General features: G+C 60.6%; 1 pseudogene. It reads right to left on the reverse strand.

The window, feature by feature from the left end:
* Positions 1-12: 12 nt before the first annotated feature.
* Positions 13-18021, reverse strand: a pseudogene (locus C3451_RS00730) (Ig-like domain-containing protein).
* Positions 18022-18066 lie beyond the last annotated feature (45 nt).

The raw sequence follows: 18066 nt of genomic DNA on the forward strand, positions 1-18066 counted from the left end.
CGCGGCGTTGTTTTACGCAATTAACAGTTGATGATTTGCCAGCAGCGTCGCCAGATCCGTCTGCACGCCGTTCAGCGTCACCAGGGTGGTTGGCGAGAACTGGCCGCCCGTCCCGTCGAGGTCAACCTGGATCTCGGTGTTGCTGCCGTTCTGCACCACGCGGATGTAGTCAGCAATGTTGCCCGCGCTACTGTCCAGCGTCGCCACGCCGTTCACGTAGCTCGCCGAGCCGGTGCCGGTATAGCCGCTGTCGGAAAGCAGGTCGCGCAGATCGATGCGGTCCGTGTCTGCCGTCCCTTCCCAGGTACCGACGGTAAAGCCGTTCACCACATCGCTACCGTTGCCGCCCGTCGCGTCAGACGCGTTGATCAGCTTATAGAGCAGCGTGTCCTGACCGCCGCTGCCGATGTTGAAGGTGTCGTTACCGCCGCGGCCTTCAAAGAAGTTATCCGCGGTATTGCCTGTAAAGACATCGTCACCATTTCCACCAGCCAGCCCTTCAATGTTGACAAACCGTGCAGAACCAAAACCTGTATCTTGCATACCGGTCTTACTGAGATCGATATTCAGCGCTGTCGAACCAGCGAGCTTGTAATCGACAATATCCATTCCCCCTTCGGCGGTCCAGACGTTCACATCGGATACCACGCGGCTACCGCCGCCACCGTTATAAATATGCGTACCGGCCGTTGCGTATAGCGTGTCGTTGTAACCTGTTCCTACAATACCTACTGAATTGCTTCCATCCGTTGCGGCCTGGGCGCTATCAACGACTGCATCCCCATTTTCTGCGGTCAATACATAGGCATGGTTCTTCTCTACCGCTTTGAGTCCCGCCCAGGAAGCGTTGACGTTCTCGATGGTATTCGTTGTCCCGGAAGAGTCGAAACTGACGGACGAAACACCGCCAAAGTCATTAGCATTAGAAAGCAGTACAGCGCTGTAAGACTTGCTCGCATCAAGACCATAGAAATACACCAGCCCTGTCGAATCGTTCATGTTCACGCCGCCCTGCGGGTTAAGGACCTGTGAACTAACAACTTTACCGGTACTCTCGTCTACCAGCAGTACCGTATTACCATAGAAGGCGTTAATACCGTTGGCGTCAGAAATACGCAGAATGATGCTGGTTCCATCGTTGATGGTACTGGTATTTTCGATGTACTCCGTCTTGCCACCCGCCGCGCGGAACACGACTAAATCGCGATCGCCATCATAATCAAGGTCGAGCGCTAGTGCTCCCGTGGTGACGTTAGTGCTGCCCTGATTTGCGCCCGTTAACAGCGTTTGCGATGACCAGTTAACCTGCCCTGTACCGGCGTTCACACCATTGTTGAGCCAGAGCATGCCGATATTGTTGGCGTTAGTGGCAACTGTGCTGCCCGCTGCGCCCGCAATCTCGATCAGATCCATCTTGCCATCACCGTTCCAGTCCACCGCCAGCGAGGTCATGCTGTTTACGCTGTCGCCAAAGGTCTGAACATTCGACCCGGTTCCCACACCGTTAGCCGCCGCGGTTAAATTCCCGGCACCATCGTTGTAGAAAACGGCACTGGTGGCGTTACCCTGACCGGTTAGCCCTCCCACAAAGAGATCCATATAGCCATCGCCGTTAAGGTCGGCCCAGGTCATAGTGGTGTAATAATTACTCGTCGTCCCCTGATTTCCATAGAAAACCCCCGTCACAATCTGGGTATTGGTCAGCGTATAATTACCGTTTGCATCCACGCCATTGGTCGCGACCACCAGTCGGGTATTCGCACTGCTGGAGCCTCCGCCTGAGGTATAGTTGGTGCCTACCGTCCCGTGATACACAATGTCGACATAGCCATCATTGTTGAGATCCACGCCAGAGAGATCGCGGCTCATTTGCGCATTGTTATTGTTGGTCGATGCCACCCCATCCTGGGTTGTAGCGGTTTCAACATAAGCACCACTTTTGTCAAAGCCGATAATAGTGCCGTCCGTGTTCATTACGATTTGCGTATCATAGCCACCCGGTGCGTTGGAATCGTTTGGAGATCCATCGCCGTATACCATGTCGACAAATCCATCCCCATCAATATCAATGCCCATTACGCCGCCGTACCAACTCCATGTGTTGCCATTGACATCATTTGTCTGTCCCGCAACGCCATTAGAACCCACCTGGAAGGTGGTGTAGGTGCCGTCCGCATTGTATTTGAAAGACTGCTGGCCATTTGCATAACTGGTATCTGCACCGAGGATATCCATCAGGCCATCACGGTCAAAGTCGACAAATGTTGATTGCTGCTGTCTGTCCGGACCACTGATTGCGACGGAGCTGAATGAACCTAACGTCGTCGAACTGGTTGCGTTCTGGGTAAAGACCGTAGAATTGCTGAGGATCCTCCATGAGCCATCTTCAGCCAGAGTCAGTGCCGTGCCCGTATCCTGCGAAGAGGCTGCGGTCGAGGTAAAACTTATTTCCGGCGTCGGTGATACCGTCAGCTCGTTCGTGGAGTCATCCGGCGTGATCTGCGTGCCGTCAGCTTTGTAAAGTGCAGCCTTGACATCATATGTGCCTAGCGCCAGGGCGTCTGCGTCAGGGATCTGCACGTACCAGGTACTGTTCTTAGGATCAACAACGACAACGCCATTGCGAGAACTGTAAACCACATTGTTGACCGTCACTTCAACGTATTCACCATCGAGGATCTCGAAGTCAACGCGGCCGGTGATAATCGGCGTGGTATCCAGGGTATCCTGCACCTCTACATACATTTGCAAATCAACGGTGAAATCAAACACAGGTGAAGGTGTGGTTTCATTTCCAGCGGCATCGACAACGACCGCATAAAATTCCCCTTTTTCTCCATCTACCAGCGGATCCGTCAAGGCGAAGGACCAGGAAGTACCGTTTACGTCAGCCTCGCCAAGCAAGGTGCCGTCGGCGCGATACACACGCACCAGCTCGCCGGTCAAAAGCGAGGAAGACAACGTGCCGTTTAGCACAGGCAAACGATCGTCTGTTGTCGTGCCAGCACTAAACTCACCGCGTGATGAGCCTACCTCATCCGTATAGCTAATAATTGTCGCTGCGGTGTTAGACGGCGTCAGATCGACGGTAACCACCTGCTCAGCCGTTGCGCCTGTATTCCCCGCTAAATCTACAACCCGAACTTGATAGGTATGTTCCCCTTCAGGCAAATCGCGGATATCGATGAAGCTCCAGCGGTTGCCATTCATCGTGACATACTGCCAGGTCAAACCGTTATCGACGCTGATCTGCACATATTCACCGCTGGAAAGCGGCGCACCAATCGAACCATTAATAGTCAGTGACGTATCATTAGTCAGGAAGTCGCTGTCGCTATAGCCCGTATCGGTTGAAATACTGTCAATGCTGACGGTAATCGCACTATCAGGCGCCACCAGGTCCACGGTCACCTTCTGATATGCCGACCCACCAATGTTACCCGCGATGTCTATTACCCGCACATAGTAGTCATAGGTGCCGTTACCCAGCGTGCGGCCGTCCACGTAGTACCAGCTGTTGCCGGTAACGTTAACGTTCTGCCATGTGACACCGCCGTCGATGCTAATCTGGGCATATTCGCCGTCGGCCAGCGTTGCGCCGAGCGAGCCATGCAGCGTCAGGGAGGTATCATTGGTGATAAAGTCGCTGCTGCTCAGGCCGGTATCGTCGCTTATGCTGTCGATAGCGATCGTTTTGCTGGCGTCCGGCGCGACGGTATCAATGGTCACCACCTGGCTGGTGGTGGCGCTGATATTCCCCGCGTCGTCAATCACCCGCAGCTGGTAGTTGTAGTCTCCGTCGGCCAGCGTGCGGCCATCAACGTAGGTCCAGCTCAGACCGCTGACGCTCACGTCAGTCCAGGTCGCGCCACCGTCCAGGCTGATCTGCGCGTGGTCGCCGCTGCCCAGGGCCGCGCCGAGCGTCCCTTTCAGGCTAATCTGGTTGTCGCTGGTAATGAAGTCGCTGTCGGACAGGCCGGTATCCTGCGAGACGGTATCCACGGTAATGCTCGTCGCCGCAGGCTTCGTCAGATCGATTACCACGTCCTGGCTGTCCGTTGCCCCAACGTTCCCCGCGTTATCAATGACGCGCACCTGGTACGGGTACGTCCCGTCCGTCAGGGTACGCCCATCGGTGTAGCGCCAGGTGGTGCCGGTCACGGTCAGGTCAATCCAGGTTGAACCACCGTCCAGGCTGATCTGCGCCTTCTCGTTATTGCCGAGCTGCGCCGATAGCGAACCGTTCACCACCACCTGCTTATCGTTGGTGATGAAGTCACTCGCGCTCAGGCCGGTATCGTTTTGCAGGGAATCAATGCTGATCCCCATTGACGGTGCGGTGAGATCCACGGTGACGCTGTGGTTATCGCTGGCGCTGTTGCCGATGGCGTTGCTCACCTGCGCATTGATCACGTACGAACCGCCGTCCGCCAGCGCGGTCACGTCTGCGCTGCCGACCGTATAGCTCCAGGTGCCGTCATTTTGAACGGTAGCCGTGTAGGTTTTACCGTTAAGCGTAATGGTCACCGTCTGGCCCGCAGGCGCGTCGGTGGTGCCGCTGACAATTAGCGGCGTGCCGTGCTCGGCGGCGTTGACGATATCGTCCTGGGCAAAGGTGTTAATGACGATGGTCGGCACGTCGCCGTTCAGCGTCACGTCGTGTGTTGCGCTGCCCGGGTTACCCGCCTTATCGCTCACCGTAGCCGTAATGGTGTAATCCCCATCGCTCAGGCCGAGGAAGTCGCGGCCCGGCACGAAGACCGACCACGAACCGTCTGATCCAACGGTCGCCTGATAGCTGTGCCCGTTGAAGGAGACGGTCACCGTCTGGCCCTGCTCCGCGGTGGTGGTCCCGCTAATAGTCTGCCCCGCCAGCTGCTCGGCGTTGTTGACGATATCGTCATCGGCCACGGTGCTGATGGTGACGGCTGGTGCGACGGTATCGACCGTTAAGGTATGGGTCGTCTGGCCGCTGTTACCGGCTTTATCGTTGACCACGGCGGTCACCGTCAGCGCACCCAGGCTCAGTGCGGCCCGGTCTGCCGCCGGAACGTCCAGCGTCCAGGTGCCATCGCTGCCGACAAGCGCAGTGTAGGTTTTTCCGCCCAGCGTGACGGTCACCGTCTGGCCTGCTTCCGCGCTGGAAGAGCCGTGTACGGTGAGCGGCTGCTGAGCTTCCGCCGCATTCAGCACGTCGTCGCCCGACAACGTGTTCACGCTAATCACCGGCGCGGTGGTGTCCACGCTGATGGTATGCGTCGCCGAGGCGCTGTTCCCGGCGCTGTCCTGCGCCGAAGCAGAAACCTGGTAGCTCGCGCCGTCGGCCAGAGCGCCCACGTCGGCGGCCGGAACGGTGGTCTGCCAGGCGCCGTCGCTCTGAATGGTGGCCGTATAGCTCTTACCATTCAGGGTGATAGTGACCTGCGTACCGCTGGCGAACTGCGCACTGGAACCGTTGATAACCAGCGACGCGCCCGCTTCTGCCGCATTGATCACGTCATCACCGCTGAGGGTGTTGACGGTCAGCGCGACCGATGCGGTATTTACCACCACGTCATGGGTCTGAGTGCTGCTGTTGCCTGCGCTGTCGGTGATAGTCGCGCTGAGGGTTACGGTGCCGTCGGCCAGTGCGGAAATCACGCTGGCCGGAACGCCCACGCTCCAGTAACCGCTGGCGTCAACGGTGGTGGTGTACTGATTCGAACCGATGGTGATAATCAGCTTATCGCCGACGCTGGCGCCGGTTGCGGTGCCGCTGACGATCTGCGCCTGCCCGTGCTCCACGCTGTTGATGACGTCATCACCCGCTACGACGTTAAAGCTGACGGTCGGCGGCGTGGTATCAAGCGTAATCGCTTTACCCGCGCTGCCCGGGTTACCCGCGGCGTCACTCACGCTCACCTGCACGGTGTAGCCGTTATCCGCCAGGGCGGACAGGTCTGTGCCCGGCACGTTAACGCTCCAGACGCCGCCCTGCTGAACCTGCGCGGTGTAGCTGTTCCCGCCGAAGGTTACGGTTACCGTCTGACCGACTTCCGCCGTGGTGGTGCCGGAAATGGCCACGCCCGCAGCCGCTTCGCTGCCGTTGATCACGTTGTCGCCTGCGACCGTGTCAATCGTCACGGTTGGCGCGGTGGCATCTACACTGTATTCGCGGCCCGCCGAAGCGCTGTTGCCGTGCGCGTTGGTGATGCTCACCTGCACGCTGGCGTCGCCGTCTTTCAGACCCGCAAGATCCGAGGAAGGCACGTTCGCCGTCCAGTTGCCGTCGGCATCGACTTTGGCGGTGTAAGACTTGCCGCCAAAGGTGATGGTAACGATCTGGTTCTCTTCCACATTGGATGTGCTGCCGGAAAGCACCAGATCCGCGCCTTTCTCCGCCGCATTAATCACGTCGTCGGTGGCGATGGCATCGATGCTGATTGCCACGGCTGCCAGATCGACGGTGACGTCGTGGCTGATGGAGACCGGATTGCCCGCCGCGCTCTGGCCCGCTACGGTGACGGTCATCGTGCCTGCGGCCAGAGCGCCCACGTCTGCCGCCGGGATCGCCGCGGTCTAGGAGCCGTCTGCCAGTACCGACGCGGCATAGGTCTTGCCATTCAGGGTCACGGTGAGCGTAGTGCCCGCCGCCAGCCCATCGCTTGAGCCAGTGACGATAAGATTCTGACCATGCTCAATGCTGTTGATCACGTCATCGCCCGCCACGGTATCCACGCGCAGCCCCGGCAGGCTGGCGTCGATAGTGATATCGCGCTCGCCCGTTCCCGAATTGCCATGGTCATTAGTGACGGTCGCTGACACCGTTAAATCGCCGTTGCCCAGCGCCGTCAGAACCGACTCAGGCACGTTCACGGACCAGGTCAGATCGCTCTGCACCGTCGCGGTGTAGCTGTTGCCGCCGATGGTCACCGTCACGGTGTTGCCCGCCTCAGCGTTCGTTACCGTGCCGCTGAGGGTCTGCCCCGCAGCCACTTCCGCCGCGTTAATCACGTTGTCGCCCGCCACTGTGTTGATGGTGACGGTTGGCAGCGCGGTGTCGACAAGCAGGTTCGCGGTATTGCTCACGCTGTTGCCCACGCCGTTGGTGGCGGTCGCGCTCAGGGTGTAGTTGGCTTCGCCCAGGCTCGCCAGATCCGCCGCCGGAACGGTCAGGCTCCAGGTGCCGTCTGCCGCAGTTGTCGCCGTGTAGTTTTTACCGTTCAGAATTACGGTCACCACGGTGCCTTCCGCCAGGTTGGCGCTGGTGCCGCTGACGCTCAGGTCCTGCCCTTTTTCTACCGCGTTCAGTACGTTGTCATCGCTGATGGCGTTGAAGCTGACCGACGGCAGACCGGTATCGACGGTCACATTATGCGTGCCGCTGCCGGTGTTGCCCGCCGCGTCGGTGACAGACGCAGTGACGGTCACGGTGCCGTCGCTGAGGACTGAAATGACGCTGGCCGGAACGCCCACGCTCCAGTTACCCGCCGCGTCCAGCACGGTGGTATAAGTCTGGCCGCCAATCGTGACGGTGACCTTATCGCCCGCTGCCGCGCCGGTGGCGGAGCCGCTGACGATCTGCGCCTGATTGTGTTCAGCCGCGTTAATCACATCGTCACCTGCAACGGTGTGGATGGTCACCCCAGGAACGGTCACATCCACCGTCAGAGTGTGATCAACCGATGCCGGGTTACCCGCCTTGTCGCTGACTGAGGCAGTGACCGTCACGCTGCCGTCGGTTAATCCTGCCAGATCCGCCGCCGGAACGTTCAGCGTCCAGCTGCCGTTCGCGCTGACGGTTGTGGTGTAATCTTTGCCGTTCAGCGATACGGTCAGCGTCTGGCCTGCTTCGGCGGTGCTGGTGCCGGAGATTGCCAGGTCAGACTGCGCTTCCGTGGCGTTCAGGATATCGTCTGTGGCAATCGTGTTGATGGTCACGGACGGCGCGGTAGCATCCACGCTGTACTCGTGGCCCGCAGACGCGCTGTTGCCGTTCACGTTGGTGACGCTCACCTGCACGCTGGCGTCGCCATCCTTCAGGCCAGCCAGATCCGCTGACGGCACGGTGTAAGTCCAGTTGCCGCTGTCGTCCACGGTGGTGGTGTAGATCCTGCCGTTCAGACTGATGGTCACGGTCTGCCCGGCTTCCACGTTGGTGGTCGCACCGGACAGCACCAGATCCGCGCCCTTCTCCGCCGCGTTAATCACGTCGTCGGTGGCAAGCGCATTGATGCTGATGGCAACGGTAGCCAGATCCACGGTCACATCGTGGCTGATGGTGATCGGGTTACCCGCCGCGCTGTCGCCGGTAACGCTGATTTTCACGGTGCCTTCCGGCCACGCGCTCACGTCGGTGGACGGGATCGCCGCGCGCCAGGTGCCGTCTGCCAGTACCGTTGCCGCGTAATCTTTACCGTTGACGGTAACCGTCAGCGCCGTGCCCGGCGCCAGCCCGTCGCTGGAGCCTGAAACAATCAGGTTCTGCGCGTGCTCAATAGTGTTGATCACGTCATCACCCGCCACGGTATTCACGCGCAGGCCCGGCAGGTTAGCGTCGATAGCGATCTCGCGTTCGCCGGTGCCGGTGTTGCCGTGGCCGTTGGTGACGGTTGCCGTCACGCTCAGGCTGCCGTTGCCGAGTGCGGTCAGCACGTCAGACGGCACATTCACGGACCAGGACAGATTGTTCTGCACCGTTGCGGTGTAGCTGTGACCGCCGATAGTCACGGTCACGGTGTTGCCCGCTTCGGCATTCGCCACGGTGCCGCTCAGGGTCTGACCTGCCGCCACTTCCGCCGCGTTAATCACGTTGTCGCCCGCCACGGTGTTGATGGTGACGGTTGGCAGCGCGGTGTCCACCAGCAGGTTCGCGGTGTTGCTCACGCTGTTGCCCACGCCGTTGGTGGCGGTCGCGTTCAGGGTGTAACTGGCCTGACCGAGACCGGCCAGATCCGCCGCCGGAACCGTCAGGCTCCAGGTGCCGTCTGCCGCAGTTGTCGCCGTGTAGTTTTTGCCGTTCAGAATTACGGTCACCACGGTGCCTTCCGCCAGGTTGGCGCTGGTGCCGCTGACGCTCAGGTCCTGCCCTTTTTCAACGGCGTTCAGGACGTTGTCATCACTGATGGCGTTGAAGCTGACCGACGGCAGACCGGTATCGACGGTCACGTTATGGGTGCCGCTGCCGGTGTTGCCCGCCGCGTCGGTGACAGACGCAGAGACGGTCACCGTACCGTCGCTGAGGCCTGAAATCACATTTGCCGGAACGCCCACGCTCCAGTTACCCGCCGCGTCCAGCACGGTGGTGTAAGTCTGGCCGCCGATCGTGACGGTGACCTTATCGCCCGCCGCCGCGCCGGTGGCGGAGCCGCTGATAATCTGTGCCTGCTTGTGTTCAGCCACGTTAATCACGTCGTCGCCTGCCACGGTGTGGATGGTCACAGTCGGAACGGTGACGTCCACCGTCAGGTTGTGGTCCACCGACGCCGGGTTACCCGCCTTGTCGCTGACTGAGGCAGTGACCGTCACGCTGCCGTCGGTTAATCCTGCCAGATCCGCCGCCGGAACATTCAGCGTCCAGCTGCCGTTCGCGCTGACGGTTGTGGTGTAATCTTTGCCGTTCAGCGATACGGTCAGCGTCTGGCCCGCTTCGGCGGTGCTGGTGCCGGAGATTGCCAGGTCAGACTGCGCTTCCGTGGCGTTCAGGATATCGTCTGTGGCAATCGTGTTGATGGTCACGGACGGCGCGGTAGCATCCACGCTGTACTCGCGGCCCGCCGAGGCGCTGTTGCCGTTCACGTTGGTGACGCTTACCTGCACGCTGGCATCACCCTCTTTCAGACCGGTCAGATCCGAAGATGGCACAGTGGCGGTCCATTTACCCTCAGCGTCCACCGTGGCGGTGTAGTTCTTGCCGCCGAAGGCGATGGTGACGGTTTGATTTTCCTCCACGTTCGCAGTGGTGCCGGAGAGCACCAGATCTTCGCCCTTCTCGGCGGCGTTGATCACGTCATCGGAAGCGATGGCGTCAATGCTGATGGCGACGTTTGCCAGATCCACCGTCACATCATGGTTGATAGTCACCGGATTGCCCGCGCTGCTCTGGCCTTCAACGGTCACGGTGACCGTGCCTGCGGCAAGGGCACTCACGTCCGCAGAAGGGATCGCCGCACTCCAGGTGCCGTCTGCCAGCACGGTAGCCGCATAGGTTTTACCGTTTACGGTGACGGTCAGCGCCGTACCCGCCGTCAGGCCGTCGCTTGAACCCGTGATAATCAGATTCTGCCCGTGTTCGATGCTGTTAATCACGTCATCGCCCGCCACGGTGTCCACGCGCAGGCCCGGCAGATTCGCGTCTATCACGATTTCGCGCTCGCCCGTTCCGCTATTGCCCACGCCGTTGGTGACACTGGCTGACACGGTTAAATCGCCGTTGCCCAGTGCGGTCAGCACCGACTCCGGCACGCTCACGGACCAGGTGAGATCGCTCTGCACCGTTGCGGTGTAGCTGTTGCCGCCAATGGTCACGGTCACGGTGTTGCCTGCTTCGGCATTCACCACCTTACCGCTGATGGTCTGGCCGGTTGCCAGCTCCGCCGCGTTAATGACGTCGTCACCTGCCACGGTGTTGATAATCACGCCCGGCAGAACGGATTCCACGTTCACGGTGTGCGAGGTGCTGGTGCTGTTGCCGACGCTGTCCGTCGCGGAGGCCGACACGGTGTAAAGCGCTTCACCCAGTTGCCCCACCTCGTTCGCCGGAACGGTGGTGGTCCATTGGCCATTGGTAGCTACCGTGGCGCTGTACGCTTTGCCGTTCAGTATCACGGTCACCACCGCGCCTGTCGCCAGGCCGGAAGCCGTACCGGAGATCGTCAGATCCTGGTTTTTGTCGGTGTTGTTGATCACATCGTCACCGGACACAGTGTCAATGGTCAGCACCGGCGCGGTGAGGTTGACTTCAACCTCGTGCGTTGTGCTGTTGCTGTTTCCGGCTTTATCGGTCAGCGCCGCGGTGATGGTGTAATCCCCGGCGGCCAGAGCACTCACGTCCGCCGCAGGCACGCCCACGCTCCACCTGCCGGAAGTGTCCAGGGTCGCGGTGTAATCTTTGTTATTGATGGTGACGGTCACCACGTCGCCCGCCGCCGCACCGGTCACGGAACCGGTGACAATCAGCGCCTGCGCATGCTCGGCGCTGTTGATCACGTCGTCGTCGGAAACGGTGTTAATGGTCAGCTGTGGCACCGTGGTATCCACCAGCACATCGCGGTCCGCCGAGGCCGGGTTACCCGCCTTATCCGCGACGGCTGCCGTGATGGTGTAATCGCCGTCGGAAATCGCGCCGACATCCGCAGACGGTACGGTGACGCTCCAGCTGCCGTTCGCCTGTACGGTGGTGGTGTAGTCCACGCCGTTCAGCGTCACGGTCACGGTCTGGCCCGCTTCGGCGTTGGAGACACCGTTAACGACCAGATCCTGCTGCGCTTCGGCCGCGTTGATGATGTTGTTGTCGCTGACGATCTCGATGGACACCGTCGGCGCGGTGGCGTCCACGCTGTACTCGCGGCCCGCCGAGGCGCTGTTGCCGTTCACGTTGGTGACGCTGACCTGCACGCTGGCGTCGCCGTCTTTCAGGCTACCTAAATCGGCAGACGGTACGGTCGCCGTCCAGTTGCCGCTGGCATCCACCGTCGCGGTGTACAACTTGCCGCCGAAGGTGATGGTAACGGTCTGGTTTTCTTCCACGTTGGTGGTCGAGCCAGACAGCACCAGGTCCGCGCCTTTCTCAGCCGCGTTGATTACGTCGTCCGAGGCTATCGGGTTAATGCTGATGGCGACTGCCGCCAGATCCACCTTCACGTCATGGCTGATGGAAACCGGATTACCCGCCGCGCTCTGGCCGTCAACGGTCACGGTGACTGTACCTGCGCTCAGCGCGCCGACGTCAGCCGCCGGAATAGCCGCCGTCCAGGTGCCGTCCGCCAGCACGGTTGCCGCGTAGGTTTTGCCGTTGACGGTGACCGTCAGCGCCGATCCGCTCGCCAGCCCGTCGCTGGAGCCGGTGATAATCAGGTTTTGAGTATGCTCGATGCTGTTGATCACATTGTCGCCTGCCACGGTATCCACGCGCAGGCCCGGCAGGCTGGCATCAATCGTGATGTCGCGCTCGCCGGTGCCGGTGTTGCCGTGGCCGTTGGTCACGCTCGCTGTTACGGTGAGATCGCCGTTACCGATAGCGGTTAAGACGTCAGATGCCACGTTAACCGACCAGCTCAGATCGTCCTGAACCGTCGCGGTATAGGTGTTGCCCCCGATACCGATCGTGACAGTGTCACCGCTCGCCGCGCCGCTCACTTTCCCGCTCAGGGTTTGTCCGGAAGCCACTTCCGCTGCGTTAATCACGTCGTCGGTGGCAACTGCATTAATGGTGACCTGCGGCAGCGCGCTGTCGACCAGCACGCTATGGCTGGTGTTCGTGCTATTACCCGCGGTATCGGTCACGCTGGCCGTCACGCTGTAGCTCGCTTCGCCCAGTGCCGAGACGTTTGCCGCCGGAACGGTGACGCTCCAGTTACCGCTGGCATCGGTGGTGGCGGCGTAACTGATACCGTTCAGGGTTACGGTGATGCGGGTCCCGTCCGGCTGGTTGCTGGTGCCGGAGACCAGCAGATCCTGACCTTTCTCGGTCGCGTTGATCACGTCGTCAACCGCCAGGGTAGTGATGGCAATCACCGGCGCGGTCAGGGAGACGTCAAACGCGTGCGTCGCGCTGGTGCTGTTGCCCGCTTTATCGGTGAGCGTGGCGGAGATCGTTTGATCGCCGTTAGCCAGCGCGCCCACGTCCGCCGCCGGAACGCCCACGCTCCAGTTACCGGCACCGTCCAGCATGGCGGTGTAGTCTTTGCCGTTCAGGGTCAGGGTAATCACATCGCCCGCCTGCGCGCCCGTCACCTTGCCGGTGACAATCAGCGCCTGGCCGTGCTCGGCAATATTAACAATGTCGTCGCCCGCCACAATGTTGAAGGTAATCTGCGGCACGGTAGTGTCGACCAGCACGGACGCCCCCGCGCTGGCCGGGTTGCCCGCTTTATCGGACACGGTCGCCGTGACCGCCGCGCTACCGTCTGCGATCCCCGCCAGATCCGCCGCCGGTACATCCAGCGTCCAGCTGCCGTTTGCCTGCACCTGGGCGGTGTACTGATTGCCGTTGAAGGTCACGGTGACCGTCTGGCCTGCTTCGGCAGTAGACGTCCCGCTCAGGGTCAGGTCCTGCGCCGCCTCTGCCGCATTTAGCATGTTGTCGCCGCTGATGGTGTTGATGGTGACCGCTGGCGCGGCGGTATCGACGCTGAATGCCTGCGAGGAAGAGGCCGCGTTGCCGTTCATGTTGGTTACGCTGACCTGTACGCTGGCGTCGCCATCCTTCAGGCCGCTCAGATCGGCAGCCGGTACGGTGCAGGTCCAGTCGCCGTTGGCATCGACCATCGTGGTCCAGGTTTTACCCGCAAAGATAATGGTAACGGTCTGGCCCGCTTCAACGTTCGAGGAGGAGCCGGACAGCACCAGATCCTGGCCTTTTTCTGCCGCGTTCAGCACGTTGTCGTCCGTCACGCTGTTGATGCTTATCGCCACCGGGGCGAGATCGACATCCACCACGGTACCGATGTTCACCGGGTTGCCGGAGGTATCCTGCGCGCTGGCGCTGATGGTGAGCGACCCGTCCTCCCACCGGGAGACGTCCGCGGCCGGAACCGCAGCCTGCCAGGTGCCGTCCGCCAGTACCGAGGCGGAATAACTCTTGCCGTTGATGGTCACGGTGACGGTGCTACCCGCCGCCAGGTCGGTGCTGGTGCCGGAGATAACCAGGTTCTGCGCGTGTTCAATAACGTTAATGACGTCGTCACCGGCGACGGTATCAATGCGCAGGCCGGGCAACTGGGCGTCAATGGTGACATCCAGGGAAGACGATCCGGTATTACCGTGCGCGTTCGTCACGCTGGCCGAGACGGTCAGGTCGCCGTTGCCGAGCGCGGTTAACTGACTCTGGGTTAACGGCAGGCTCCAGGTGAGATCGTCCTGTACGGTAGCCGTGTATGTCTGCCCGCCGATGATAATGGTGACGGTATCGCCCGATGCCGCGTTCGATACTTTCCCGGTCAGGGTTTGCCCTGCGGCCACTTCCGCCGCGTTAACGATATTGTCGCCCGCGACGTTGTTGAGGGTAACAACCGGCAGCGAGCTGTCCACCAGCACATCGTGCGTGGCAGAGGCGCTGTTGCCCACAATATCGGTGACGCTCGCCGTCACGGTGTAATTGGCTTCACCCAGCGCGCTCACCGCAGAGGCGGGTACGGTAACGCTCCAGTTGCCACTGGCGTCGGTGGTGGCTGCATAGTTGATACCGTTCAGATTAACGGTGATGGTGGTTCCTTCCGGCTGGTTGCTGGTACCGGAAAGCAGCAGATCTTCGCCCTTCTCTGCCGCATTGATCACGTCATCCGCTGCCAGCGTATTAATACCGATTACAGGCGTGACTGTATTGACCACCACATCCACTGAACTGCTGCCGGTGTTGCCGGACCGATCGGTCACGGAGACGTTAATGGTCCAGGTGCCGTCCGTCAGCCCCTGAACGACGGACGCAGGCAGGCCGAGGCTCCAGTTGCCCGCCGCATCCACCACGGTGGTGTAGTCCACGTTATTGATGGTGATGATGACCAAATCACCCGCCGCCGCGCCGGTGACGGAGCCGCTCAGGATCTGCGCCTGTGAATGGGCCAGCTGGTTAACGGTGTTGGTGTCGGTGACGAAATCGTTGATGGTCACCTGCGGCACGGTGGCATCCACCAGCCCAACGCGGTCCGCGCTGCTGCTGTTGCCCGCCACGTCACTGACGGTGGCCGTGACGGTGACATTGCCATCGGTCAGCGCGCCAACGTCGGCGGCAGGCACGTTCAACTGCCAGCGACCGTCCGCCTGGACCGTGGTCTGGTAAGATTTACCGTTCAGCGTCACGGTGACCGTCTGGCCCGCTTCAGCGGTTGTGCTGCCGCTGAGCACCAGATCCTGCTGCGCTTCTGCCGCATTAATGATGTTGTCGTCGGTCAGGTTATCAAGCGTAATGGCTGGCGGCTGTGTATCGACAATCACCACGCGTGAGGCGTCCGCGCTGTTGCCGTTGACGTTAGTCACGCTGACGCTCACCTGCGCCCGCCCGTCGATCAGCGTTTCCATCGCGCTCGCCGGAACGGTCAGGCGCCAGGAGCCGTCCTGCTGCACCTTTGCGGTAAAGGTTTGATCCGCGAATTTCACCACCACGGTTTGCCCGGCCTCTACGCCCTGCGTCTGACCGGAAAGCGTGACATCCGCGCCTTTTTCCGCCGCGTTGAGCCTATCGTCAGTGGTTACGGTATCGATGGTGACGGCCACCGCGTTCAGGTCAAGCTCGATCGGGTGTTCAGCCGCCACGGTGTTGCCCCAGGCATCTTCCGCACTGACGCTGACGGTCATGCCTCCCGCCGTCCATGCCTGAAGGTCCGCCGACGGCACGCCAATCTGCCAGCTGCCGCTGGCGTTAACCGTGGTGACGTATTCAACATTATTGATGGTGACGGTGATCTGTGTGCCTTCGGCCAGATGAGTGCTGGAGCCGGTCACGGCCAGATCCTGCTGCTGTTCAATGGCGTTAATCACGTCATCGCCAGAGATCGTGTTCACGCGCAGGCCCGGCAGTTCGGCGTTGATGTTGATATCACGTTCGCCGGTGCCGGTGTTGCCGTGCGCATTGGTGACAGAGGCGCTGAAGGTTAACTCGCCGTCGCCAAACGCCTGAAGGTCGGCCGATGGGATGGTCACGCCCCATTTCAGGTCGCTGCCAACCGTCGCGGTGTAGCTCTTGCCGCCCACGGTGACAGAGACGGTATCGCCCGCCGCCGCGCCGGTGACGCGTCCGCTGAGGGTTTGGTCAACCGCCGCTTCGGCGTTATTGACCAGGTTATCCCCGGCAAAGGTGTTGAGGATCACCTGCGGCAGCGCGGTATCGACCAGCAGATTCGCCTCGGCGGAGCCGCTGTTACCCACGCTGTCGGTGCCGCTGACGCTCACGGTGTAAAGGGTATTCGCCAGATCCAGCACGTCGGAAACTGGCACCTGAACGGACCAGCTACCATTCTCAACGGTGGCCTGGTAGTTAACGTTGTTCAGCGTCACGGTGACAGCGCTGCCGTTCGGCAGATTACTGGTCCCGCTCAGGCTCAGAGGCTGCATGGCCTCCAGCGCATTCAGGACGTTATCCTGGCTGATGGGGTCAAGGGTAAATTCCGGCGGGTTGCCGCTGAGCGTAATGCCGTGCGTCGCGCTGCCGGTGTTGCCCGCCGCATCGGTCACGGAGACCGAAATGCTGTGGCTACCTTCACCCAGCGCGCCAATGACAGAGGCTGGCACGCCGACGCTCCAGCTGCCGTCCGCCTGGACGACACCGGTAAAGGTCTTGCCGCCAACGGTCACGGTGACAACGTCGCCCGCCGCCGCGCCGTTCGCCTGGCCGGAAATAATCTGAGCCTGCCCCTGCTCGCTGGTGTTCAGAATGTCGTCGCCCGCGACAGTGTAGATAGTGACCACTGGCGCTACGGTATCGACCGTGAAATCGGCGGTGGTGGAGGCCCCGTTACCCGCTTTGTCGCTGACGTTTGCCGTCAGGGTGTGCTCGCCGTTAGCCATCGCCTGTACTTCACTGGCCGAAAGCGTAACGGACCAGGTGCCGTCGCTGCCCACGGTCGCCGTGTGATTTTTGCCGTTCAGCGTGACCGTCACAATCTGGCCCGCTTCCGCATCGGTTTTTCCGGTCAGCGTCAGCGGCTGATTATGTTCAGCCGCGTTGATGATGTTGTCCTGGGCGATCGTGTCGACAGAAATCGCTGGCGCAGCGGTATCGACGCCAATCGTCTGGCTGCCGGTCACGGTGTTGCCCGCCGCGTCTTTGCCGCTGACGTTGACCGTCCAGGTACCATCGCCCAGCGCCTGCGCGTCAGCAGCAGGCACCTTCACGCTCCATGCGCCGTTTGCCCCCACTTCTGCGGAATAGGTTTTACCGTTCAGCGTGACGGTAAGCGCCGTTCCCTGCGCCAGGTTTTTGCTGGTGCCGGACAGCGTAAAGCCAGCGGCCTGCTCGCTGGCGTTGATCACGTTATCGCCCGCCGTGGTGGCGAGCGTCACGCTGGTATCCGCTGTAGAAACGGTTACGGTAATACTGCCCGCAGAGGTCGTTTTACTGCCGTCGATCTGGACGACGGACCAGGTATGTTCCCCCTCCGCCTGGGTCGGAAGTGTTACCGTCCAGGTGCCGTCCTTTGCGACCATGGTGCTGGCGATGGTGCTGCCGCTGCTGTCTTTAACCTGAATGGTCGCGCCCGGCTGCCCGGTACCGCTGAAGGTTGGGGTGTTATCATCCGTGACCTCTTTTGCACTCAGCACCCCCTGCTTGTCACCCGCGTTATCCGTCAGCAAAAATGTTGGCGTGGCGCTTTCGACTTCTTTCGTATTATCAATAACTTTTGTTTTGGTTTCGCCGTCACCGCCGTGAGCCAGCAGTGCGCCAATCGCACCGCCTCCCAACGCCGCTCCGGCAATCCAGCCCCACGGCGCATCGCTTAAGACGCTTCCCTGCTCCAGAAAAGGTTCAATGCTGCTAATGGGTGCAGCCTGGGCGGTTAATTCGGTGGCGGCAACGCCTGATGCTTCCCCGGCATCGGCAAATGAAATATGCGTCAACTCCTGGTTATCGTTAAATACCAGTTCGGAATGATTATGGGTTTCCGTGTCTTCGACAAAATAATTATTGCAGCGGATCACGCTGCCATCTTTCATATAAATGAGGAGGTCATTCCCCTGGCGGACATAACGCACCACGTCCTGAGCAGAACCCTGAATTTCAATCACGCTCGGCGATGAAATAGAGACCGAGAGATTCCCTTCACCGGTTAATTTCGTTTTTTCTGCCGTTTTTCGAATGATAACATCAACAACTTTTGCGTTACTCATATTCTTCTCCTTGCAGGTGCGCGTATTCCTGTGGTTATGTCCACC

The organism is Enterobacter sp. 301B (assembly GCF_003850715.1).
GTDB classification, from domain to species: Bacteria; Pseudomonadota; Gammaproteobacteria; order Enterobacterales; family Enterobacteriaceae; genus Enterobacter; species Enterobacter intestinihominis.